The following is an 18,474-nucleotide window of genomic DNA, read 5'->3' as shown; positions in this document are numbered from 1 at the left end:
ATAATATGAAGCTGTTATCAATCTAGTCAGAAAAGAGATACGCCCGATGGATCAAGCAAGCGGTCTGCGAAGAATGAAACAATCGAAAGTAAAAGTTATTGCGGTAACTGGTGGTAAAGGCGGCGTTGGGAAAACCAACGTGTCGCTGAATATGGCTATCGCAATGGCAAAGCAGGGCAAACGAGTATTAGTGCTGGATGCCGACTTAGGTCTGGCTAACGTCGATGTTATGTTAGGCCTGCGGGTTGAGCGCAACCTGTCTCATGTGTTGAGTGGGCAGTGCGAGTTAGAGGATATTCTGATTGAAGGCCCGGCGGGAATCAAAATTGTTCCGGCAACATCGGGAACGCGCTCTATGGTGGACTTGAGCGAATCTGAACACGCCGGGTTAATTAGAGCCTTCAGCCAGCTTCAGGGGAACTATGACGTATTAATTGTCGATACTGCAGCGGGTATTGGTAATACCGTTGTCAGCTTTGCCAGAGCATCACAGGATGTTTTATTAGTGGTTTGTGATGAACCCACATCAATTACTGATGCATATGCACTGATAAAAGTATTGAGCCGGGAGCAGGGCCTGTTTAAATTCAAGGTGGTTGCCAATATGGTACGAAATCTGCGCGACGGACAAGTATTGTTCAATAAATTAACTAAAGTAACCGATCGGTTTTTAGACGTTGCTTTAGAGCTTGCCGCGATTATACCTTTTGATGACAACTTGCGTTTAGCTGTTAGAAAACAACAACCTATGGTACTGGCTTACCCAAAATCGCCGGCTTCTTTAGCGATAAAAGCTTTGGCTAAGAAAGCCATTGACTGGCCTGTTCCCGCTCAAGCCGGCGGGCATTTAGAATTTTTTCTTGAACAATTGATAACTTCTGCCGATAACGAGAGTAAGCGGGATGTTGCCAATGAATAAAGCTGCCGTTTATGCCGCCACTGCTGACAACCGGAATGCTATTATTGAACAGCATACCGGGCTGGTTAAGCGTATTGCACACCATATGATGGCTAGACTTCCAGCCAGTGTGCAAGTGGATGATTTGATCCAGGCAGGCATGATTGGCTTATTAGAAGCTGCGCGTAACTTTGATAACAGTAAAGGCGCCAGTTTCGAAACCTTTGCCGGCATTCGCATTCGTGGTGCTATGTTGGACGAAATTCGTCGTGGTGACTGGGCTCCGCGCTCGGTTCATCGTAATCATCGGCGCGTACTGGAAGCCATTCGTCAGGTTGAAAATGAAACCGGACGCGATGCAAAAGACACGGAAGTGGCCGCAAAGCTGAATATGGGTATGGATGAATATCATCATATTTTGCGGGATGTCAGCACGGGACGAATCGTTGGTATTGAAGATCTTGGTGTATCAGAAGATGCTATCATGCCAGAGCAGGTAACGGGTTCAGCTTATGAACCGCAAAAAGATGTTGAGAATGCTGCGTTTCATAAAGCGCTGGTTTCGACAATATCTTCGTTACCAGAACGTGAAGCTTTGGTGCTTTCGTTGTATTATGACGAAGAATTGAATTTAAAAGAGATAGGTGAAGTGCTGAGCGTGAGTGAATCACGAGTCAGTCAAATTCACAGTCAGGCAATGTTGCGACTGAAGTCGCGAATGCAAAATTGGGTTGAATAAACTTTGGTTGTAATCGAGAGCCTCAGTGGAGGGTGCTTTGGATAAAAATATGAAAATTCTCGTTGTGGACGACTTCTCTACAATGAGACGAATCATTAAGAACTTACTTCGTGATCTTGGCTTTACCAATATACAGGAAGCCGATGACGGTAATACCGCATTGCCCATGTTGCAGAACGGTGATTTCGACTTTGTCGTAACCGACTGGAATATGCCGGGTATGCAGGGAATCGACTTGCTGCGTGAAATTCGCAAAGACGATAATCTGGCTCATTTACCGGTGTTAATGGTAACGGCGGAAGCCAAACGAGAGCAGATCATTATGGCAGCTCAAGCTGGAGTAAATGGTTACATTGTAAAACCATTTACAGCCGTAACGTTGAAAGAAAAGCTCGACAAGATTTTCGAACGAATCAGCTAAAGGGCGAACGACTATGTCTGATAACGCCCATGATATTTCTCTGGAGCAAGCCAAGGAATTAGTAGCCTTGCTTGAAGACGGGAAACAACAGCAGGCTAACCAATTACTGGAAGATGTTTACAACCGTCGTAATGACAAGTTGTTTACCTCTGTAGGCCAGTTAACACGAGACCTCCACGAAGCGCTCCAGGATTTTCAGGTTGACCCTCGCATTGTGCAAATGACGCAGGATGATCTTCCTGACGCGCAAAATCGTCTGCTGTATGTCATTGAAAAAACTGAAGACGCCGCGAATCGCACCATGGATGCCGTAGAAGCCTGTCTACCACTTGCAGACGATATGCATCACCGTGTCGAGAAAGTGATGCCGGCCTGGAACCGGTTAATGAGCAACGATATTCAGTTAAATGAATTCAAGTCTTTATGTCATGAGGTCGATGACGTACTTAAGCGCTGTGGCGAAAATATGCCTCAAGTGCATGGGTTAATGACTGAAGTGCTTATGGCGCAAGATTTTCAGGATATTACCGGGCAAGTGATTCGCCGGGTTATTCAATTGGTCGAAGACGTTGAAAAGAACCTGATTGAACTACTGAAGATATTTGGTAAAGAAGAAGAACGTCGTAACGCGGAAAAAGCAGGGCTTGCGCCTAAGAAAGATGCAGCCCATGCCGAAGGCCCAATTATCGATGCTGATCAACGCGATGACGTGGTTGGCGGACAAGACGAAGTGGACGATTTGTTGTCCAGTTTAGGTTTCTAGGAGCATCAGTCGCATGAGCTTTGATATGGACGAAGACATTCTGCAGGATTTTTTGATCGAGGCTGGAGAGATCCTCGAGCAACTGTCTGAACAGCTAGTTGAACTGGAAAATGATCCGCAAAACAAAGATCTGTTGAATGCTATTTTCCGTGGCTTTCATACGGTTAAAGGTGGTGCCGGGTTCCTGTCTCTGGGAGCTCTGGTTGATACCTGTCATGGTGCGGAAAACGTATTCGATACCCTGCGTAATGGTCAACGTACTGTCACTTCCGACCTGATGGACGTGATTCTTCAGTCTTTGGATACTATCAATACTCAGTTTGCGCAGGTGCGCGCCAAAGAAGAACCTGAAGCAGCTTCACCGGAGTTGCTGGAATTACTGCATAAGTTGAGTGAACCAGAGTCTGAGGACGAAGCGCCTATAGAGGTTCCAAAAGATGAACCTGCCGAGGAAACAGATCCGGAACCAGAACCTGCAGCAGAAGAAAGCAGCAGCGACAGCATTGATGAAATTCAGGACGATGAGTTCGAAGCGTTACTGGATGAGTTGCATGGTGAAGGCAAAGGTCCCGGAAAAGAAGACAAGCCAGCGGCGTCCAAGCCCAAGGTAAATGAAGACAGTGATGAGATTTCAGATGATGAATTTGAGTCATTGCTGGATGAACTTCATGGCAGCGGGAAAGCGCCTCAAAGTGCTGAGAAAAAACAAGAAAAGCAGAAAGAGCCTGCAAAAGACGACGAAATAACAGACGACGAATTTGAATCCTTGCTGGACGAGTTGCATGGCAGTGGCAAAGCGCCGACACCGAAAGGTGATAAGCCTGCTAATGAGCCAGCACCGAAAAAGCCTGAACCCAAAGCGCAGCCGAAACCTGCGGCAAAACCAGCATCCAAACCAGAACCGAAGCCTGAGCCGAAATCAGAGCCTAAAGCGAAACCAGCAGCGGCTCAGCCGGTAGATAAAAAGCCAGCTGCACCAGCGCCTGCTCCGGTTGAAACTACTGTGCGGGTTGATACCAAGCGCTTAGATGAAATTATGAACATGGTCGGCGAGCTGGTACTGGTCAGAAACCGTTTGTTGAGCCTGAGTAATTCTGATGAGTCAGACAGTGCTGAAATGGGCAAAGCTATTTCGAACCTGGATGTTGTCACTGGCGACTTACAGGGCGCGGTGATGAAAACCCGGATGCAGCCAATTAAGAAAGTGTTTGGCCGTTTCCCTCGGGTTGTCCGTGACCTGGCTCGTAGCCTGAAGAAAGAAATCAATCTTGAGATGTACGGTGAAGAAACCGATTTGGATAAGAACTTAGTTGAGGCTCTGGCCGATCCTTTGGTGCATTTGGTTCGTAACTCTGTTGACCATGGTATCGAAATGCCGGATGAGCGTGAAGCCAATGGTAAGTCGCGCTCAGGAACCGTTACCTTGTCGGCGTCTCAGGAAGGTGATCATATTATGCTGTCGATTAAAGACGATGGCGCTGGTATGGACGCTGAAAAACTAAGAGGCATAGCCGTTAAAAAAGGCATTATGGACGCAGACTCCGCTGCACGTTTAAGCGATGAAGATGCTTATAACTTGATTTTCGCGGCGGGTTTTTCGACCAAAGAACAAGTTTCGGATATTTCCGGTCGTGGAGTTGGCATGGACGTGGTTAAGACCAAAATCAGCCAGCTCAACGGTAGCGTTAAAATTAACTCAGAGTTAGGTAAAGGTACTGAACTCTTGATTAAAGTGCCGCTGACTCTGGCAATATTGCCGACACTAATGGTCGCCGTAAAAGATCAGACTTTTGCTTTGCCGCTTGCTGTTGTCAGTGAAATTATCGACCTGGATATGAAGCGCACCAATACCGTAGACGGACAGTTGACTCTCATTGTACGTAACCGTGCTATTCCGCTGTTCTTCTTAGAAAAATGGCTGGTACGTAATCCGGATGGTTCTGCCCGCAATGAGCAAGGTCACGTGGTGGTAGTGCAAATAGGCAACCAGCAAGTAGGCTTTGTGGTGAACGCACTGATTGGTCAGGAAGAAGTGGTTATTAAACCCTTAGATAAGTTACTGCAGGGTACGCCAGGAATGGCCGGGGCAACAATTACCAGCGACGGTGGTATTGCTCTGATAGTCGATGTGCCCAGCATGCTTAAGTATTACGCCAAAAGATAACGGGACAAACCGTTCATGACTGTAAAAGTTCTCGTGGTAGACGACTCGGCGTTCTTCAGACGCCGGGTGACTGAGATTTTAGAAGACAATACCAACATTAAAGTGATTGGTAGTGCGAATAATGGCGAAGAAGCGGTAGAACAAAGCCGAACCCTTAAGCCGGACGTTATTACCATGGACATTGAAATGCCGGTAATGAACGGCATTGATGCTGTAAAAGCCATTATGAGCAGCAATCCTTGTCCTATTTTGATGTTCAGCTCCTTGACTCATGAGGGGGCGACAGCAACGCTGAACGCACTCGAGGCGGGAGCCGCAGACTTTCTGCCGAAGAAATTTGAAGATATCGCCCGTAACCGCGACGAGGCAGTAAAAACTCTGCAGGATCGCGTTATAGCGATTGCGAGGCAGCCGGTAAGCCGAACGTCTGCGCGAGCATCAACACCGCCGCCTGTTGCGAAGCAACCTGAACGTTCGTCTGAACCTACTACAGCGCTGGATCGTATCCGGCAACGTAATAATGAACTGCAAAGTCAGCGTGAAAGTGATGCACGGACAGCGACATCGGCTGGCGCATTAACAATAAACCGGGCTTATCAATTACTGGCGATAGGAACCTCAACCGGTGGTCCTGTTGCATTGCAAAAAATATTGACTCAATTGCCCGGCAATTTCCCTTATCCTATCGTTATGGTTCAACACATGCCTGCGGCTTTTACCAAGGCCTTTTCACAGCGTCTGGATGGTCTGTGCCAAGTGCATGTTAAAGAAGCTGAAGACGGTGATGTGCTAAAGGCCGGAACCGCGTATTTAGCGCCGGGTGGCAAACAGATGATGGTTGAAGGCCGTCCGGGTAGCGCCAGATTACGGATAAAAGATGACACTAGCGGGCGTATTACTTACAAGCCGAGTGTCGACTTAACCTTTGCCAGCTTATCGAAAACCTACATGGGCAAAGTGCTGGGTGTCATTTTAACCGGCATGGGTGCTGATGGCCGTGATGGTTCACGAATGCTGAAGGATCAGGGGGCGACTATCTGGGCTCAGGATCAGGCCAGCTGTGTTGTGTACGGAATGCCACAAGCGGTTGCCCAGGCGGGCATTTCAACCCGCAGTATCAGCCTTGAAGGAATGGCCAAGGCTATTATGAAAGAAGTCGGTTACAGCGGCTTGTAGCAGGATGAGTGAATGATCGTATGGACGGTAGCTAATCAAAAAGGCGGGGTCGGAAAGACCACCACAACCGTTGCGCTGGCAGGCCTATTGGCTGAACAGGGTAAGCGAGTCCTTTGTATTGATACTGACCCCCATGCGTCATTAACCTACTATTTTGGGATTGATTCAGAATCGCTGGAGTCCGGCTCTTTTGATGTCTTCAGTGCTGGTAAAGCTGTAAGTGCAGATTTGATGCGCCGCAGTATTTTGCCTACCCAGTTTAAGCATCTGAGCGTTATGCCTGCCACTATGGCACTGGCGACGCTGGATCGTAAACTCGGCACTCAGGATGGTATGGGACTGGTCTTAAAACGTGGACTGGCAATGGTCGCTGATGATTTCGACTATGTTCTTATTGATGTGCCGCCCGTGCTGGGGGTTCTTATGGTCAACGCCCTTGCCTGTTGCCAGAGAGTATTGATTCCAGTTCAAACTGAGTTTTTAGCGCTCAAAGGGCTAGAGCGCATGATGCGAACCTTAACGTTAATACATAAGTCTCGCGGTGAGAATTACGCTTATACTATTATCCCGACACTTTATGACAAGCGAACCAATGCGTCTTTGCAAACGTATAAGAAGCTCATTGCACGTTATGGTCGCTCGGTCTGGAATGGCATGATCCCAATAGATACAAAATTCCGCGATGCCTCTAATGAGCAGCTCACACCTTCTGCTTATGCACCGAAATCGCGAGGGGTGTTGGCTTACCAGTCACTATTAACTAATTTGAAGCAGCTGGAAGAGCGTTGATTTATGACGACTAAACGCGATAACAGTGAAGCCGCTATGGCAGAATACCTCAATGCTTTACTGCTTGAGGAAGAAACGGTTGAGTTTGACAATGAACCGGTTAAACGGCTATTAGAGCAAGCGGCACCGAAAATTCAGGCGGTTGCTGAGGAAGAAACGGTTAGCTTAAACCGTGAGCAGGATTTATTACCTTTAGTTTCTGCAAAAGCGGACGATAGCTATAAAGAACCAGAGGTTGAAACGGTTACGGAAACAGAAGTTGAAACAGAAACTGTTGACCTGACAACCACTGAGACAGACATTGATACGGAAGTACATACTGATACCGAAACGGAAGTGGAAACTGAAGTCTTTGAGGTTTCTGAGCCTCCAGAGGAGCCACTTCCCGATGCGATGTCAGAGTATATGGAACAGGACTTTCAGGCGTTATTTTTTAAAGTGGCAGGCTTAACTCTGGCCGTGCCGCTAAAAAGCCTGGGAGGCATCCATCAACTGGGCAAAATTAGTCCGCTGATGGGAAAACCTAAGTGGTTCCGCGGTATTATGACTGAGCGTGACAATAAACTGCAGGTGGTTGATACGGCTCGTTGGGTCATGCCGGAAAAATGTACACCGGAGCTGGAAGAAAGTTTAGATTATCAGTATTTAATTACTTTGAATGACAGCCCATGGGGACTGTTGTGTGAAGAATTAGTGACCAGTGAACCTTTGCAGCCGCAATCGATTCAGTGGCGTAAGGAAACAAATAATAAGCGACCCTGGCTTGCCGGGGTTGTCCGTGACAGAATGTGTGCATTGCTGGATGTTAACGCATTGATTACACTTCTGGATAAAGGTCTGGGACATATCCAGCAAGATTAATAACGCATGGCGGAGTAAGAGATGAGTAAAGACAATCGCGCTATCAAGAATGAAACTGACGTTGATGGGAATGACGAAGTTCTGCAGTGGGTAACTTTCCAGCTGGAACAGGAAACTTACGGTATCAATGTAATGCAGGTTCAGGAAGTGCTGCGCTACAGCGAAATTGCTCCCGTACCCGGCGCACCCAGTTACGTATTAGGTATTATCAATTTGCGCGGTAACGTGGTTACCGTTATTGATACGCGCCTGCGCTTTGGCTTGCAGACGACCGAAGTCACAGACAATTCACGTATTGTGATCATTGAGTCTGAACAGCAGGTTATTGGCATACTGGTCGATAGCGTTGCCGAGGTGGTTTATCTGAAAACCTCAGAAATTGATAGCGCTCCGAATGTGGGTACTGACGAGAGTGCTCGCTTTATTCAGGGCGTAAGTAACCGAGATGACGAACTCTTGATTCTGGTTGACCTGGATAAAATGCTCACCGATGAAGAGTGGGATGAAATTTCCCGTCTGAGCTAAATGATGACGAACTGGTTATTTGCTATTTCAGCGCTGGCTCTTGGGCTGGCGCTTATTGCTTTAGTAGCGGTGGTTATTACCTCGCGGCGGCAAGCTGAGCTCATTGAGCGTCAGCAGCAGCGCTTGCTCATGCTGACCGAAACTGCCAGTGAAGTGTTGTCCTTACGTGAGCAGTTCAAACAGCAACCCTCTGAAGCACCCTCGAAGACTGATTTTGCTCAGCAGCAAGTCGTTGCTCAGTTGCAACAGCAAGTTGCGCAGCTAAACGAGGAGCAACAGCAGTTACAGCAAAGGTTGCAAGAAGTTGCGGAGCAGGACCCGGGTAGCGCGCTTTATCAGCGCGCAGCTAAGTTAGTGGCGAGCGGAGCCAGTGTTGAAGAGCTGATGCAGGAATGTGACCTGCCGCAGGCTGAGGCTGAGTTATTAACCTCGTTGCATAAGAAAGGCGCATAAAGCGGCTTAACCCTCTTCCCATTGTCTTGGGAATTTGCCATCCAGTAAGTACGCGAAAGCGATAATTTCCGCAATAATAATGTACAGCTCGCGTGGAATTTCATCGCCCACATTCAGTTTGGCCAGCGAATCGGACAGCAAAGGATCTTCATGGACTAAAACGCCATGCTCTTTTGCAACGGCAATAATTTCTTCAGCAAGTTCGTCAAACCCCCGGGCTATGACTTTGGGCGCATTAAAACCGTCGTAAGACAAACCTATCGCTTGTTTTTCTTTCTTGTCACTCATACGGTCACCCGAATAATACCGCTGTGCTGCTGTGCCAGATTGTCCGGAATTTTGCCTTGCTGAACCCGAAGTTTAACGCTGTTAACCTCCAGCTCGGCAAGCCTTTTTTCAAGCTTTTCGACATTACTCTCAACCACTTTTTGCGCCGCTTTCGTTTCGGTATAGAAGTCAACCGATGACCCTTGTGGGTGATAGCGACCTTTAACCAGCAAAGGCCCGGTGCTTTCAAGTTCAAAGCGCAGAGTAAATAACCATAAGGTGCGACCGTTACTCTCTTTATTGCTGCTTTCGCGCTCACTGCGAATAAGCAGTTCATGCTGCTGTGGTTTTTGTGTATCAGCGGGTAGCAGAATGTAATATTCCGGTTGTTGGGCAGGCGAGTCCTGAAGCCTGGCCTGACTGCTCTGCGCTGAATTAAGGATACCGGTAAAAAGTTGTAATAGTCGCTGTAGCTGTTGCTGCGGTAATTGTTGCAGCAGGGCATTAATACGTTCGCGTACTTCGCCTGCATTTTCAGGGGCAGGGTTAAGCACCTGCTGAATAAAGGCCTGAGTAAACTGATTTGGTGAGGTTCTCGCTGCTGAACTATTGCTGGTCGTTTCCGGTTGCTGCTGCATTGCCAGCCCCAGCAGCGTCATTAGCATTTGCCCTAAACCTCCCATTTGCTGGCTGGGTTGAGCGCTGACCGGGCGCGCCGCAAACCATTCGCTGACCCAGCTCTGCAAGGCCTGGGGGCGCTGCATGGAATCCGCTGTTGGCATTTGCTGAAGTACTCTGACTAAAAGCTGTTGTAAGGCCTTAGGTGGCGACTGCAAGGCTTCTCTTGCTGCTTCTGCTGATAATCGCGCCGTTGGCTGCTGAACGCTTTCAGTCGTGCTTGTCGATGAGGGCGAAGGCCGCAGGCTTTCTGGTATAAAGTTCTGCAATGCCTGTTGAAATTGTTTGGGTGTTATTTGCTGAGCCTGTTTTATTGCTAATCCGGTAGCCGTTGGTATCGACACTTTTTGTGCCTGCGAGGGCTGGGCAGCGGCGTTTGGCTGACTCACTGGCTGGTTAATGGGTTGAGCGCCTGGCTTTGATGTTACCGGCTGTTGCGGTGTCGGTTGCACCGTAGCAACCCGACCTTGCTCAACAAAGGCTTTAACCAGTTTGGGCGGCAGTTGAGTTATCGGCACCTCTGCAACAGCCACAGGCTTTGTTGCACCAGTGCTAAGAGCTACACGAACTATCGGCTGTTTAGGATCTGGCTGAGTTATTGTCAGTTGCAATTTCGTTGGCGCCGTTAATGGCGGCTGAATATTTTTGGGTGGGTTAGGCCATTGCCAGTTGTTACCCTGAATACGAGCTGGTTGCTGGCCTTTCGCTGGCTCAAAAGTTACCGGTAAACTGATCTGGACCAATAATTGAGCGAGTAACCGAGTTGTATTTGCCTGATTCAGCAGGCCAGCGTTAATCGAAGGCGTTGGAATATTACCCTGTTGCGGAGCCTGAGTTGCGGCTGCGGTTGCGCTGCCATTAGAGGCGGAGCCACTGAAAATACGCATTAGACTGGACAATTGCTGCTGTTCGGCACGAGCTAAGGTTCGTTCCGGAGAGGCCATCATTTGTTGTAACAGTTGCTTAATATCAGCCATGCGCTTTACCTAATTTTTATGGTAGAATCTTGGGCATTTGCGTCAGCTTACCAGTAAGGTTCCGGTTGTAAAATCCGCATGACACAAGTTGCTTCCACCAACAGCCCACTATTGCACGCAGAGCAGCTAAGCTCAATCCGTGGAGGGCGGGTATTATTTGAAAATCTCGACTTTTCCGTGAGCGCTGGTCAGTTATGGCAGGTTAGCGGGCCTAATGGTGCCGGAAAATCGTCGTTACTGCGAATTCTTACCGGATTGCTGGAGCCCTCCGACGGTGTTGTTTCTTTTGACGGTCAGCCGCTGAATCAGAACTGGTCGGAATACTGTCAGCAGTTACTGTTTATTGGCCACAAAGCCGCGGTTAAAGGCGAGCTAAGTGCGCTGGAAAACTTTCACTGGCAGCAACAGTTATCCTCGGTGCAAGACGTGGATGCCTGGGATTTGCTCGAGAAGCTCGGACTGCTGGGGTTAGAAGATGAATTAACCACGCGACTGTCTGCCGGCCAGCAACGACGAGTTGCATTAACTCGATTATGGGCGACGCAGGCTTCGCTATGGATATTAGACGAGCCCTTTACCGCTTTGGATGTACAGGGAATAGCTTTATTACAACAACGCTTTGTCGAGCACTTAGATGCAGGCGGCACCATTATTTTTACCTCGCATCAGTCGCTGACTTTGTCAGGTTTAACGCCCGAAAAACTGTCTCTGGAATACCGGGGTGAGGTGCTATGAGTCAGCTTTCGAATAGACAAACCTGGTTAACCCTGCTGAAGCGGGACTTGCGAATAGCCGCAAGGCGACGCAGCGATGCCTTAAACCCTCTGCTCTTTTTATTAATGGTCGTGACGTTGTTTCCGCTAGGCATTGGTCCCGGTCCTGATATTCTGGCTCGTATTGCCCCCGGAATTATTTGGGTAGCCGCTTTACTCGCCAGTTTGCTGGGGCTGGAACGCTTGTTTCGCGATGATTTTCAGGACGGCACCCTGGAACAGCTGTGTTTATTGCCGCAGCCTCTGGCCTTTACGGTTACGGCGAAAATGACAGCGCATTGGCTGTTAAGTGGTTTACCGCTGGTTATTCTGTCACCCGTTCTGGCTTTGTTGCTGAGTTTACCGTTGCAGGGTTGGTGGGCACTGGCGTTGACTTTGTTGCTGGGAACTCCGGCATTAAGTGCGTTGGGAGCTATTGGTGCAGCGTTAACTTTGCAGGTTCAGCGCGGAAGTTCGCTGGTCAGTTTAATTTTAATTCCGCTTTTTATTCCCTTATTGATATTTGCCACGGCGGCAGTCGAAAATGCCTCAATGGGGCTTGCAGTTCATGGTCAGTTAGCGATACTGGCGGCAATTTCAGTTTTAACCGTAACATTGGCTCCGCTGGCTGTAGCAGCTGGCATTAGAATGAGTGTGAATTGATATGTGGCGATGGTTACATCCGTACGCAAAACCCGAAGCAACTTATAACCTGTTGCAAAAGCTGCTGCCATGGTTTGTGGCATTAACGCTTGTAACTCTTATTACCGGCGTAATTTGGGGGCTGGCATTTGCTCCGGGAGATTATCAGCAAGGTGACAGTTACCGAATTATTTTCCTGCATGTGCCTGCAGCGATTTTTTCTATGGGCGCTTATATGGGTATGGCCATCATGGGAGGCATTGCACTCATTTGGCAGATTAAGACCGCAGAGTGGGCTATTCCGGCAATTGCGCCGGTTGGTGCGGCACTCACAGTTGTTGCTTTGTTAACCGGGGCTATTTGGGGAAAACCCATGTGGGGAACCTGGTGGGTATGGGATGCACGGCTGACCTCTGAACTGATTTTGTTGTTTCTTTATGTCGGCGTTATGGCCTTGTATTTTGCTTTCGATGACGCCAGAACCGGTGCCAAGGCTGCGGCTATTTTATCTTTAGTGGGTGTTATCAATTTGCCCATCATCCATTTTTCGGTGGAATGGTGGAACACTCTGCATCAGGGCGCGACCATTACCAAGTTTGAACGGCCTTCAATAGCGGCCAGTATGCTAATTCCGTTATTAATCTGTTTGGCCGGTTTCGCGTTTTTAACCGTATCCTTGGTGATGATGCGGTTAAAAAATGAGATACTAAGACACGAATTACACCGCACCTGGGCACAGCAACGACTGGAGCAAGACTAATGGCTTTTGACAGTTTTACTGACTTCGTTGCTATGGGTGGGTACGGACTTTATGTCTGGTTGTCATTCTTTTTAAGTTTTGTTGTTCTTGCCGGAGTTGCTTTAGAAACTTTATTGGCAAAACGACAGTTGGTTAAGAAAAGCCGGCAGTTACAACAGCGTCAACAGCGCTTAGCCAGACGCACAGCCAACCGTGCAGCAGTAGGAGACGGTAATGAACCCAAGACGTAAACAACGCTTAACCTGGGTCGCTATTTTAGTGATTGGGGTTTCGGTAGCAACGGGACTGATGCTGTATGCATTGAGTCAAAGCATCGATCTGTTTTATACACCGACGGAACTGGTTGAAGGCAAGGGCAAGGATAAACAAAAACCTCAGGTTGGCCAGCGGATGCGAGTTGGCGGTATGGTGGTTGAAGGTTCGGTAGAGCGTGACCGCGAAACTTTAGAAGTTTCCTTTAAAATTACAGACATTGGCCCCGAAGTCACTGTGTTATATCAGGGGATTTTGCCGGATTTATTCCGCGAGGGACAAGGTATTGTTGCTCAGGGAGAACTGATTGAACCTACCGTGTTAAAAGCCAGTGAAGTTTTGGCCAAGCACGACGAAGAATATATGCCGCCGGAACTGGCAGAGCAGATGAAAGGCATCAAACATGTAAACCCAAATACAGTTGAAAAAGGTGAAGGGCAATGATTGCTGAAGCAGGACATCTTGCCATAGCGATTGCGCTGGCCTTTTCTGTATTACTGGCGGTTTATCCTTTATGGGGAGCGGCGAAAGGAAACGGCGGCATGATGGCTTTAGCCCGGCCGTTTGCCTATGGCCAGTTTTTCTTTACCGCTATCGCTTTTGCTTTATTAGTCTGGGGCTTTGTCAGTAACGACTTTAGTATTGCTTATGTTGCGGCAAACTCGAATAGTCAGCTACCGGTTGCGTATCGGGTTACCGCGGTGTGGGGGTCACATGAGGGCTCTTTTCTTCTCTGGATGCTAATGCAGGCAGGCTGGATAGCCGCAGTTGCGATATTTTCCCGCTCTATGCCATTGCCGATGATAGCCCGGGTGCTTGCCATTCTGGGGCTGGTCAGCATTGGCTTCTATTTGTTTATGCTAACGGTTTCGAACCCCTTTGATCCCAGTTTGCCTCTCATTCCTGTTGACGGTCGCGATCTCAATCCGCTGCTGCAAGACCCGGGAATGATCATTCATCCGCCATTGCTGTATATGGGCTACGTCGGTTTCTCTGTTGCTTTTGCTTTTGCTATTGCCGCTTTAATGTCAGGCAAGCTTGATGCAGCCTGGGCTCGTTGGTCTCGTCCCTGGACTCTCGCAGCATGGATTTTTCTGACACTGGGTATTGCCATTGGTAGCTGGTGGGCATATTACGAACTTGGCTGGGGTGGCTGGTGGTTCTGGGACCCAGTTGAAAATGCGAGCTTTATGCCATGGCTGGTAGGAACGGCATTACTGCACTCACTTGCCGTAACTGAAAAACGTGGCAGCTTTAAGTCCTGGACGGTATTGCTGGCTATATCCGCTTTCAGTTTGAGCTTATTAGGCACCTTTTTGGTACGTTCCGGCGTTTTAGTGTCAGTGCATGCGTTTGCAACCGACCCCGCCCGAGGCTTGTTTATTCTGATACTGCTGGGGCTGGTTGTCGGCGGTTCGCTTATTCTTTACGGCCTGCGCGCCGGAAAGATGCAAAGTTACAGCCGTTATGAACTGCTTTCACGAGAAGTGATGCTGCTGGGTAACAATGTCTTGTTAATGGCGGCTATGATAGTTGTGTTTCTGGGCACCATGCTACCTCTGGTTCATAAAGAAATTGGTCTGGGTACCATTTCTATTGGGGCACCTTTCTTTAATGAGCTGTATAGCTGGCTGGTTATTCCATTTGCATTAATGCTGGGTCTTGGACCCTTAATGCGCTGGCGCAGACAAGCTATGCAACCACTTCTGAAACCGCTGGCCTTAGCACTTTCTTTGGCGCTGATTCTGGCCTACACGCTGCCGAAGATTTGGGCCGACGAATTACCCGCGTTGGTGGTTATTGCGCTGTTTCTGGCGTTCTGGGTGGCTCTGGCTACACTGACCGAAGTCCAGCAAACGGTAAAACAACGCAAGCAGGGTTGGGCCGGGCTGACCAAAATTTCAGGTAGTCATTGGGGAATGGTTCTGGGGCATTTAGGTTTTGCCGTAACGCTTATCGGCATCACCCTGGTTTCAAACTATGAGCAGGAGCGCGATATTGCGCTTGCGCCGGGGCAATCGGTTGATGTTATCGGTTATAACGTTGTGTTCGAAAGCCTGCAGCATAGGGAAGGACCTAACTACGATGCCGATCAGGGAGTATTTACTGTCTACAAAGACGGGCAGGAAGTAACGCAGTTAACCAGCGAGAAACGTTTTTACCGGGTACAACGCACCAGTATGACCGAAGTTGGGCTCGATGCGAGTTTGTTACGCGATATCTATATTGCTATGGGCGAGCCGCTGGATGATGAAACCTGGGCCATTCGTTTCTATATCAAGCCCTTTGTCCGCTGGGTTTGGCTGGGCGCTATTATCATGGCAATAGGCGGCGCTATGGCATTTGCTGATAAACGTTATCGTAAGCGTGGCAAAAAGGAGATGGCCAATGACTAAGTTTCGCTGGTTTATCTTATTTGGTCCGCTGGTTTTATTCATCGGCTTGGTGGGCTTTTTACTTAAAGGCCTTGGAAGCGACCCAACCGAGCTGAATTCGGCGTTAATTGATGAGCCGGTGCCACAGTTTGAAGTGAGTGATCTTTATGACACCGAGGTGACTTACGACCAGTCAGTGTTACACGAGGGCCCTTTGCTGCTTAACGTTTGGGCTACCTGGTGCCCAACCTGTCGCGCTGAGCACGAGTTTCTCAATGAGCTAGCCTCAAGAGGTGTACCAATTGTCGGCCTTAACTATAAAGACGACTCCCGGGAAAAAGCCGTTAACTGGCTAAATACACTGGGTGACCCTTACACGGTGAATTTATTTGACCCGCAGGGCGAGGTTGCGTTTGAATTTGGTGTTTACGGTGCCCCAGAAACCTATTTTATTGACCACAAGGGCGTGATTCGTTATCGCCATGTGGGTGACGTTAATGAACGCAACTGGTCGAATCAACTGCAAGGCATTTACCAGCAATTGCTGGAGGAGGCCGAATGATCCGTTCATTGCTATTAGCTTTTGTCGCAGTGTTTGTATTGACTTCCACGGCATCAGCAGAAAATGAGAACAATTACCAGTTTGACAGCGAACAACAGCGTGCAACCTACCAGCAGTTAACCAAGGAGTTACGTTGCCCCAAGTGCCAGAATCAAAATATTGCCGATTCTAATGCGCCTCTGGCAGAAGATATGCGTGATCGTAGCTATCAGATGTTAAAAGAGGGCAAGTCACGCGAAGAAATTATTCAGTTTATGGTCGCCCGCTATGGCGATTTTGTGCATTACCAGCCACCTTTTACAACGGCTACCAGTATTCTTTGGTGGGGCCCTTTACTGATAGTTGTTATTGGCATTGGTGTAGCCATTGGCTTGACTCGCAAGAAAAAAGCGGCGGTTGAATTAACACCACAAGAACGAGAGCGTTTACAGCAATTGAGGAAGTCGGGCGATGAGTAGTTTATGGTTACTAATGTTGTTGATGTTGCTCGTTGCAGTGGTGTTCGTATTTCTTGCTACAGGAAAGCAAAGACGTTATCAGAAACGTCAGGATGAAAATCAACGCTGGTACGAACAACGTTTGTCAGAGCTTAAAGAAGAGCGCTCTCAGCACGGGCTTCCGGAAGAAGATTATCAGCATGCAAAGCAGGAGCTGGATAAAACCTTTTTGAATGACAGTCAGGATGTTGAAGAAAGCGTTAACTGGCAAAGAGCACCTGTGATTGTGCCGGTAATACTTTTGGTGGTTATATCCTCAGGCCTTTATTGGGCATTTGGCAGTTGGCAGTTACAATTGCAGGCTGAAGATGCACGCGAGCAGTTACCTGAGCTGGGGAAAAGATTGTTGCAGCAACAAAACCAGCAAGCCAGCCGCGAAGACTTAAATACCTTTGCGTTGGGTTTACGGCAAAAGCTGATGCGGGAACCGGATGACGCGGTTGCCTGGTGGATTTATGCTGGGTTAATGGTTGATCTGGGAGCAGGTGAAGACGCCGATGAAGCTTTTCAGAAGGCTCTGGAACTTGAGCCTGACAGAGTGAACACCTTAGTCAGTTACAGCCGGTTTTTATTAATGTCCGGAACGGAAGGCGGGCAGCCTAAAGCGGCTCGTATGCTAGCCCATGCGCTGCAACAGGAGCCCGACAATATCGAAGCTTTATCATTACTGGGTTTTGTGGCCTTCGAGCGTCAGGACTGGGAACAGGCTATTAATGCATGGCAATTATTAAAACAGCGTTTACCAGAAAATTCCAGTAGGTATCAGGCAGTTGTTAACGCGCTGGAAAATGCAAAGAGCCAGCAGGAAAAATCTGAAGTTGAGCTAAAGGTTACTGTTAAGCTAAGTGATGAAATGCGTCGTTACTTGCCTGCTGAAGGTACAGTTTTTGTTTACGTTACAGGCTCAGAACAGCCTATGCCTGCGGCGGTTGTCCGGCAGCCCGTGAGTGAGTTTCCTATGACTGTGACCTTGTCGAATAGTAATGCCATGTTACCGGATTATAAGTTGAGTGACCTTGACGAGTGGCTGGTGCATGCACGTATTTCGCAGGATGAAAAAATCGATCGCCAGATGGGTGATCTGGAAGCTGAGACTGTCGCTATACAAGCTGACGGTTCAACCGAATTAACTTTGACTTTATCGACCCGGATTGACGAATGAAAAAATATGGTTTTTTAATACTACTTTCCCTGTTTATGGTCGGGTGTTCATCGACACCTGAAGACCCTTATGCCGACCCACGTGACCCGTTTGAAGATTTTAACCGCGATATGTGGGAGTTTAACCGTGATGTTGATAAGGCGGTGTTAAAACCTGCCGCTGAAACCTATGAATATGTTCCTCAGCCAATTCGAAACTCATTATACAATGCAGTCGAGAACCTTGATGAACCTTCATCTTTTGTGAATAACTTGCTGCAATGGAAAGTTGCCGATGCTGGCATTTCACTGGGGCGTTTTGTTGTCAACTCCACCGTGGGTTTAGTCGGTCTGTTCGATGTGGCAACTCCTATGGGTCTTACCAAGCGCGAAGAAAGTTTCGGTCAGACCTTAGCGGTCTGGGGCGTGCCGGAAGGCCCTTATTTAATGTTGCCGCTTTTGGGCCCAACCGTTGTAGTAGACCGGGGGGGCGACTATGCCGATGGTCAATATTTTCCATACCCGTTGTTAAGTTGGCCGGTAGATTTGGCTCGTTACGCCATAAAAGGGCTGGAACTGCGTCTGCGCTTGCGTGATCAGGAGCAAGTACTGGAAAACTCCCTGGACCCTTACTCTTTTGTTAAAGACGTTTATTATCAGCGCTGGCAGGATCAAGTGTTTGATGGTAACCCGCCGATTGAAGAAGAAAACTTTGATGACTTTGACGATGACTTCGACGAAGACTTCGATGATTACGACGAATGAGTCGACGAGTCTTATTGA

The 18,474-nt window shown here is 48.4% G+C and carries 22 protein-coding genes; 20 read left to right on the top strand and 2 right to left on the bottom strand.

Annotation, left to right across the window (positions count from 1 at the left end):
- The first annotated feature begins 46 nt into the window (after positions 1-46).
- Genes IL_RS05730 through IL_RS05685 form a run of 10 tightly spaced genes read left to right on the top strand, consistent with a single transcriptional unit; the run spans position 47 to position 8,789 of the window.
- Positions 47-919: a MinD/ParA family protein gene (locus tag IL_RS05730; RefSeq protein ID WP_011234369.1), complete on the top strand. Its 873-nt coding sequence runs from the start codon at positions 47-49 to the stop codon at positions 917-919.
- Positions 912-1,637: an RNA polymerase sigma factor FliA gene (locus tag IL_RS05725; RefSeq protein WP_011234368.1), complete on the top strand. Its 726-nt coding sequence runs from the start codon at positions 912-914 to the stop codon at positions 1,635-1,637. The genes IL_RS05730 and IL_RS05725 overlap by 8 nt, the downstream gene beginning before the upstream one ends.
- Before the next feature lie 37 nt (positions 1,638-1,674).
- Positions 1,675-2,058 carry a chemotaxis response regulator CheY gene (gene cheY / locus IL_RS05720; protein ID WP_016341317.1) on the top strand — a complete coding sequence of 128 codons (384 nt, stop codon included), beginning with the start codon at positions 1,675-1,677 and terminating at the stop codon, positions 2,056-2,058.
- 13 nt (positions 2,059-2,071) lie between these two features.
- Complete coding sequence (locus IL_RS05715) at positions 2,072-2,821, top strand: protein phosphatase CheZ (protein ID WP_011234366.1); 750 nt, start codon at positions 2,072-2,074, stop codon at positions 2,819-2,821.
- Positions 2,822-2,834: 13 nt separating this feature from the next.
- Positions 2,835-4,985, top strand: a complete 2,151-nt coding sequence (locus IL_RS05710; RefSeq protein ID WP_011234365.1) for a chemotaxis protein CheA — start codon at positions 2,835-2,837, stop codon at positions 4,983-4,985.
- Between the two features lie 15 nt (positions 4,986-5,000).
- Complete coding sequence (locus tag IL_RS05705) at positions 5,001-6,161, top strand: protein-glutamate methylesterase/protein-glutamine glutaminase (protein ID WP_011234364.1); 1,161 nt, start codon at positions 5,001-5,003, stop codon at positions 6,159-6,161.
- A gap of 12 nt (positions 6,162-6,173) precedes the next feature.
- Positions 6,174-6,950 carry a ParA family protein gene (locus tag IL_RS05700; RefSeq protein WP_011234363.1) on the top strand — a complete coding sequence of 259 codons (777 nt, stop codon included), beginning with the start codon at positions 6,174-6,176 and terminating at the stop codon, positions 6,948-6,950.
- A 3-nt stretch (positions 6,951-6,953) separates the two neighbouring features.
- Complete coding sequence (locus IL_RS05695) at positions 6,954-7,811, top strand: chemotaxis protein CheW (RefSeq protein ID WP_011234362.1); 858 nt, start codon at positions 6,954-6,956, stop codon at positions 7,809-7,811.
- Between the two features lie 21 nt (positions 7,812-7,832).
- Complete coding sequence (locus IL_RS05690; protein WP_011234361.1) at positions 7,833-8,336, top strand: chemotaxis protein CheW; 504 nt, start codon at positions 7,833-7,835, stop codon at positions 8,334-8,336.
- Entirely contained in the window at positions 8,337-8,789 is a 453-nt protein-coding gene (locus tag IL_RS05685; protein WP_011234360.1) for a DUF2802 domain-containing protein, read from the top strand.
- A gap of 6 nt (positions 8,790-8,795) precedes the next feature.
- Here the strand turns inward: IL_RS05685 and IL_RS05680 are convergent, their stop codons facing one another.
- Positions 8,796-9,077, bottom strand: coding sequence for an EscU/YscU/HrcU family type III secretion system export apparatus switch protein (locus tag IL_RS05680; RefSeq protein ID WP_011234359.1), 282 nt, complete (start codon positions 9,075-9,077; stop codon positions 8,796-8,798).
- Complete coding sequence (locus IL_RS05675) at positions 9,074-10,711, bottom strand: flagellar hook-length control protein FliK (RefSeq protein ID WP_011234358.1); 1,638 nt, start codon at positions 10,709-10,711, stop codon at positions 9,074-9,076. The genes IL_RS05680 and IL_RS05675 overlap by 4 nt, the downstream gene beginning before the upstream one ends.
- A 78-nt stretch (positions 10,712-10,789) precedes the next feature.
- On the opposite strand from IL_RS05675, the gene ccmA reads away from it, so the two are divergent.
- From ccmA to IL_RS05625, 10 genes are read left to right on the top strand one after another with little or no spacing between them, the layout of a single operon-like run.
- A complete protein-coding gene (gene ccmA / locus IL_RS05670) occupies positions 10,790-11,446 on the top strand; it encodes a cytochrome c biogenesis heme-transporting ATPase CcmA (protein WP_011234357.1) in 657 nt (218 codons plus the stop codon).
- On the top strand, positions 11,443-12,126 hold the full coding sequence (gene ccmB, locus IL_RS05665) for a heme exporter protein CcmB (protein ID WP_011234356.1): 684 nt from the start codon (positions 11,443-11,445) through the stop codon (positions 12,124-12,126). The genes ccmA and ccmB overlap by 4 nt, the downstream gene beginning before the upstream one ends.
- A 1-nt stretch (position 12,127) precedes the next feature.
- Entirely contained in the window at positions 12,128-12,865 is a 738-nt protein-coding gene (locus IL_RS05660) for a heme ABC transporter permease (protein ID WP_011234355.1), read from the top strand.
- Positions 12,865-13,095: a heme exporter protein CcmD gene (ccmD, locus tag IL_RS05655; protein WP_011234354.1), complete on the top strand. Its 231-nt coding sequence runs from the start codon at positions 12,865-12,867 to the stop codon at positions 13,093-13,095. The genes IL_RS05660 and ccmD overlap by 1 nt, the downstream gene beginning before the upstream one ends.
- The gene (gene ccmE, locus IL_RS05650; RefSeq protein WP_011234353.1) at positions 13,079-13,561 is read left to right on the top strand and encodes a cytochrome c maturation protein CcmE; all 483 of its coding nucleotides are present in this window, start codon (positions 13,079-13,081) and stop codon (positions 13,559-13,561) included. The genes ccmD and ccmE overlap by 17 nt, the downstream gene beginning before the upstream one ends.
- A complete protein-coding gene (locus tag IL_RS05645) occupies positions 13,558-15,513 on the top strand; it encodes a heme lyase CcmF/NrfE family subunit (RefSeq protein WP_011234352.1) in 1,956 nt (651 codons plus the stop codon). Before ccmE ends, IL_RS05645 begins: the two co-directional genes overlap by 4 nt.
- Positions 15,506-16,054 carry a DsbE family thiol:disulfide interchange protein gene (locus IL_RS05640; RefSeq protein WP_011234351.1) on the top strand — a complete coding sequence of 183 codons (549 nt, stop codon included), beginning with the start codon at positions 15,506-15,508 and terminating at the stop codon, positions 16,052-16,054. The genes IL_RS05645 and IL_RS05640 overlap by 8 nt, the downstream gene beginning before the upstream one ends.
- Positions 16,051-16,512, top strand: a complete 462-nt coding sequence (locus tag IL_RS05635) for a cytochrome c-type biogenesis protein (protein ID WP_011234350.1) — start codon at positions 16,051-16,053, stop codon at positions 16,510-16,512. The genes IL_RS05640 and IL_RS05635 overlap by 4 nt, the downstream gene beginning before the upstream one ends.
- Positions 16,505-17,713 carry a c-type cytochrome biogenesis protein CcmI gene (gene ccmI, locus IL_RS05630; protein WP_011234349.1) on the top strand — a complete coding sequence of 403 codons (1,209 nt, stop codon included), beginning with the start codon at positions 16,505-16,507 and terminating at the stop codon, positions 17,711-17,713. Before IL_RS05635 ends, ccmI begins: the two co-directional genes overlap by 8 nt.
- Entirely contained in the window at positions 17,710-18,456 is a 747-nt protein-coding gene (locus tag IL_RS05625) for an MlaA family lipoprotein (protein ID WP_011234348.1), read from the top strand. The genes ccmI and IL_RS05625 overlap by 4 nt, the downstream gene beginning before the upstream one ends.
- Positions 18,457-18,474 lie beyond the last annotated feature (18 nt).

The organism is Idiomarina loihiensis L2TR (assembly GCF_000008465.1).
In the GTDB taxonomy this organism is placed as follows: domain Bacteria; phylum Pseudomonadota; class Gammaproteobacteria; order Enterobacterales; family Alteromonadaceae; genus Idiomarina; species Idiomarina loihiensis.
The sequence above is the reverse complement of the archived record's forward strand: the minus strand, read 5'-3'. Positions and strand labels throughout refer to the sequence as shown.

What these genes read in the sequence shown, in the direction of transcription:
- IL_RS05635 (WP_011234350.1), top strand. Translation starts at nt 16,051, where the DNA reads ATGATCCGTTCATTGCTATTAGCTTTTGTCGCAGTGTTTGTATTGACT.
- IL_RS05690 (WP_011234361.1), top strand. Translation starts at nt 7,833, where the DNA reads ATGAGTAAAGACAATCGCGCTATCAAGAATGAAACTGACGTTGATGGG.
- IL_RS05680 (WP_011234359.1), bottom strand. Translation starts at nt 9,077, where the DNA reads ATGAGTGACAAGAAAGAAAAACAAGCGATAGGTTTGTCTTACGACGGT.
- ccmA (WP_011234357.1), top strand. Translation starts at nt 10,790, where the DNA reads ATGACACAAGTTGCTTCCACCAACAGCCCACTATTGCACGCAGAGCAG.
- IL_RS05705 (WP_011234364.1), top strand. Translation starts at nt 5,001, where the DNA reads ATGACTGTAAAAGTTCTCGTGGTAGACGACTCGGCGTTCTTCAGACGC.
- IL_RS05645 (WP_011234352.1), top strand. Translation starts at nt 13,558, where the DNA reads ATGATTGCTGAAGCAGGACATCTTGCCATAGCGATTGCGCTGGCCTTT.
- IL_RS05710 (WP_011234365.1), top strand. Translation starts at nt 2,835, where the DNA reads ATGAGCTTTGATATGGACGAAGACATTCTGCAGGATTTTTTGATCGAG.
- ccmD (WP_011234354.1), top strand. Translation starts at nt 12,865, where the DNA reads ATGGCTTTTGACAGTTTTACTGACTTCGTTGCTATGGGTGGGTACGGA.
- IL_RS05640 (WP_011234351.1), top strand. Translation starts at nt 15,506, where the DNA reads ATGACTAAGTTTCGCTGGTTTATCTTATTTGGTCCGCTGGTTTTATTC.
- ccmE (WP_011234353.1), top strand. Translation starts at nt 13,079, where the DNA reads ATGAACCCAAGACGTAAACAACGCTTAACCTGGGTCGCTATTTTAGTG.
- IL_RS05675 (WP_011234358.1), bottom strand. Translation starts at nt 10,711, where the DNA reads ATGGCTGATATTAAGCAACTGTTACAACAAATGATGGCCTCTCCGGAA.
- ccmI (WP_011234349.1), top strand. Translation starts at nt 16,505, where the DNA reads ATGAGTAGTTTATGGTTACTAATGTTGTTGATGTTGCTCGTTGCAGTG.
- IL_RS05695 (WP_011234362.1), top strand. Translation starts at nt 6,954, where the DNA reads ATGACGACTAAACGCGATAACAGTGAAGCCGCTATGGCAGAATACCTC.
- IL_RS05725 (WP_011234368.1), top strand. Translation starts at nt 912, where the DNA reads ATGAATAAAGCTGCCGTTTATGCCGCCACTGCTGACAACCGGAATGCT.
- IL_RS05730 (WP_011234369.1), top strand. Translation starts at nt 47, where the DNA reads ATGGATCAAGCAAGCGGTCTGCGAAGAATGAAACAATCGAAAGTAAAA.
- IL_RS05685 (WP_011234360.1), top strand. Translation starts at nt 8,337, where the DNA reads ATGATGACGAACTGGTTATTTGCTATTTCAGCGCTGGCTCTTGGGCTG.
- IL_RS05715 (WP_011234366.1), top strand. Translation starts at nt 2,072, where the DNA reads ATGTCTGATAACGCCCATGATATTTCTCTGGAGCAAGCCAAGGAATTA.
- IL_RS05660 (WP_011234355.1), top strand. Translation starts at nt 12,128, where the DNA reads ATGTGGCGATGGTTACATCCGTACGCAAAACCCGAAGCAACTTATAAC.
- IL_RS05625 (WP_011234348.1), top strand. Translation starts at nt 17,710, where the DNA reads ATGAAAAAATATGGTTTTTTAATACTACTTTCCCTGTTTATGGTCGGG.
- ccmB (WP_011234356.1), top strand. Translation starts at nt 11,443, where the DNA reads ATGAGTCAGCTTTCGAATAGACAAACCTGGTTAACCCTGCTGAAGCGG.
- IL_RS05700 (WP_011234363.1), top strand. Translation starts at nt 6,174, where the DNA reads ATGATCGTATGGACGGTAGCTAATCAAAAAGGCGGGGTCGGAAAGACC.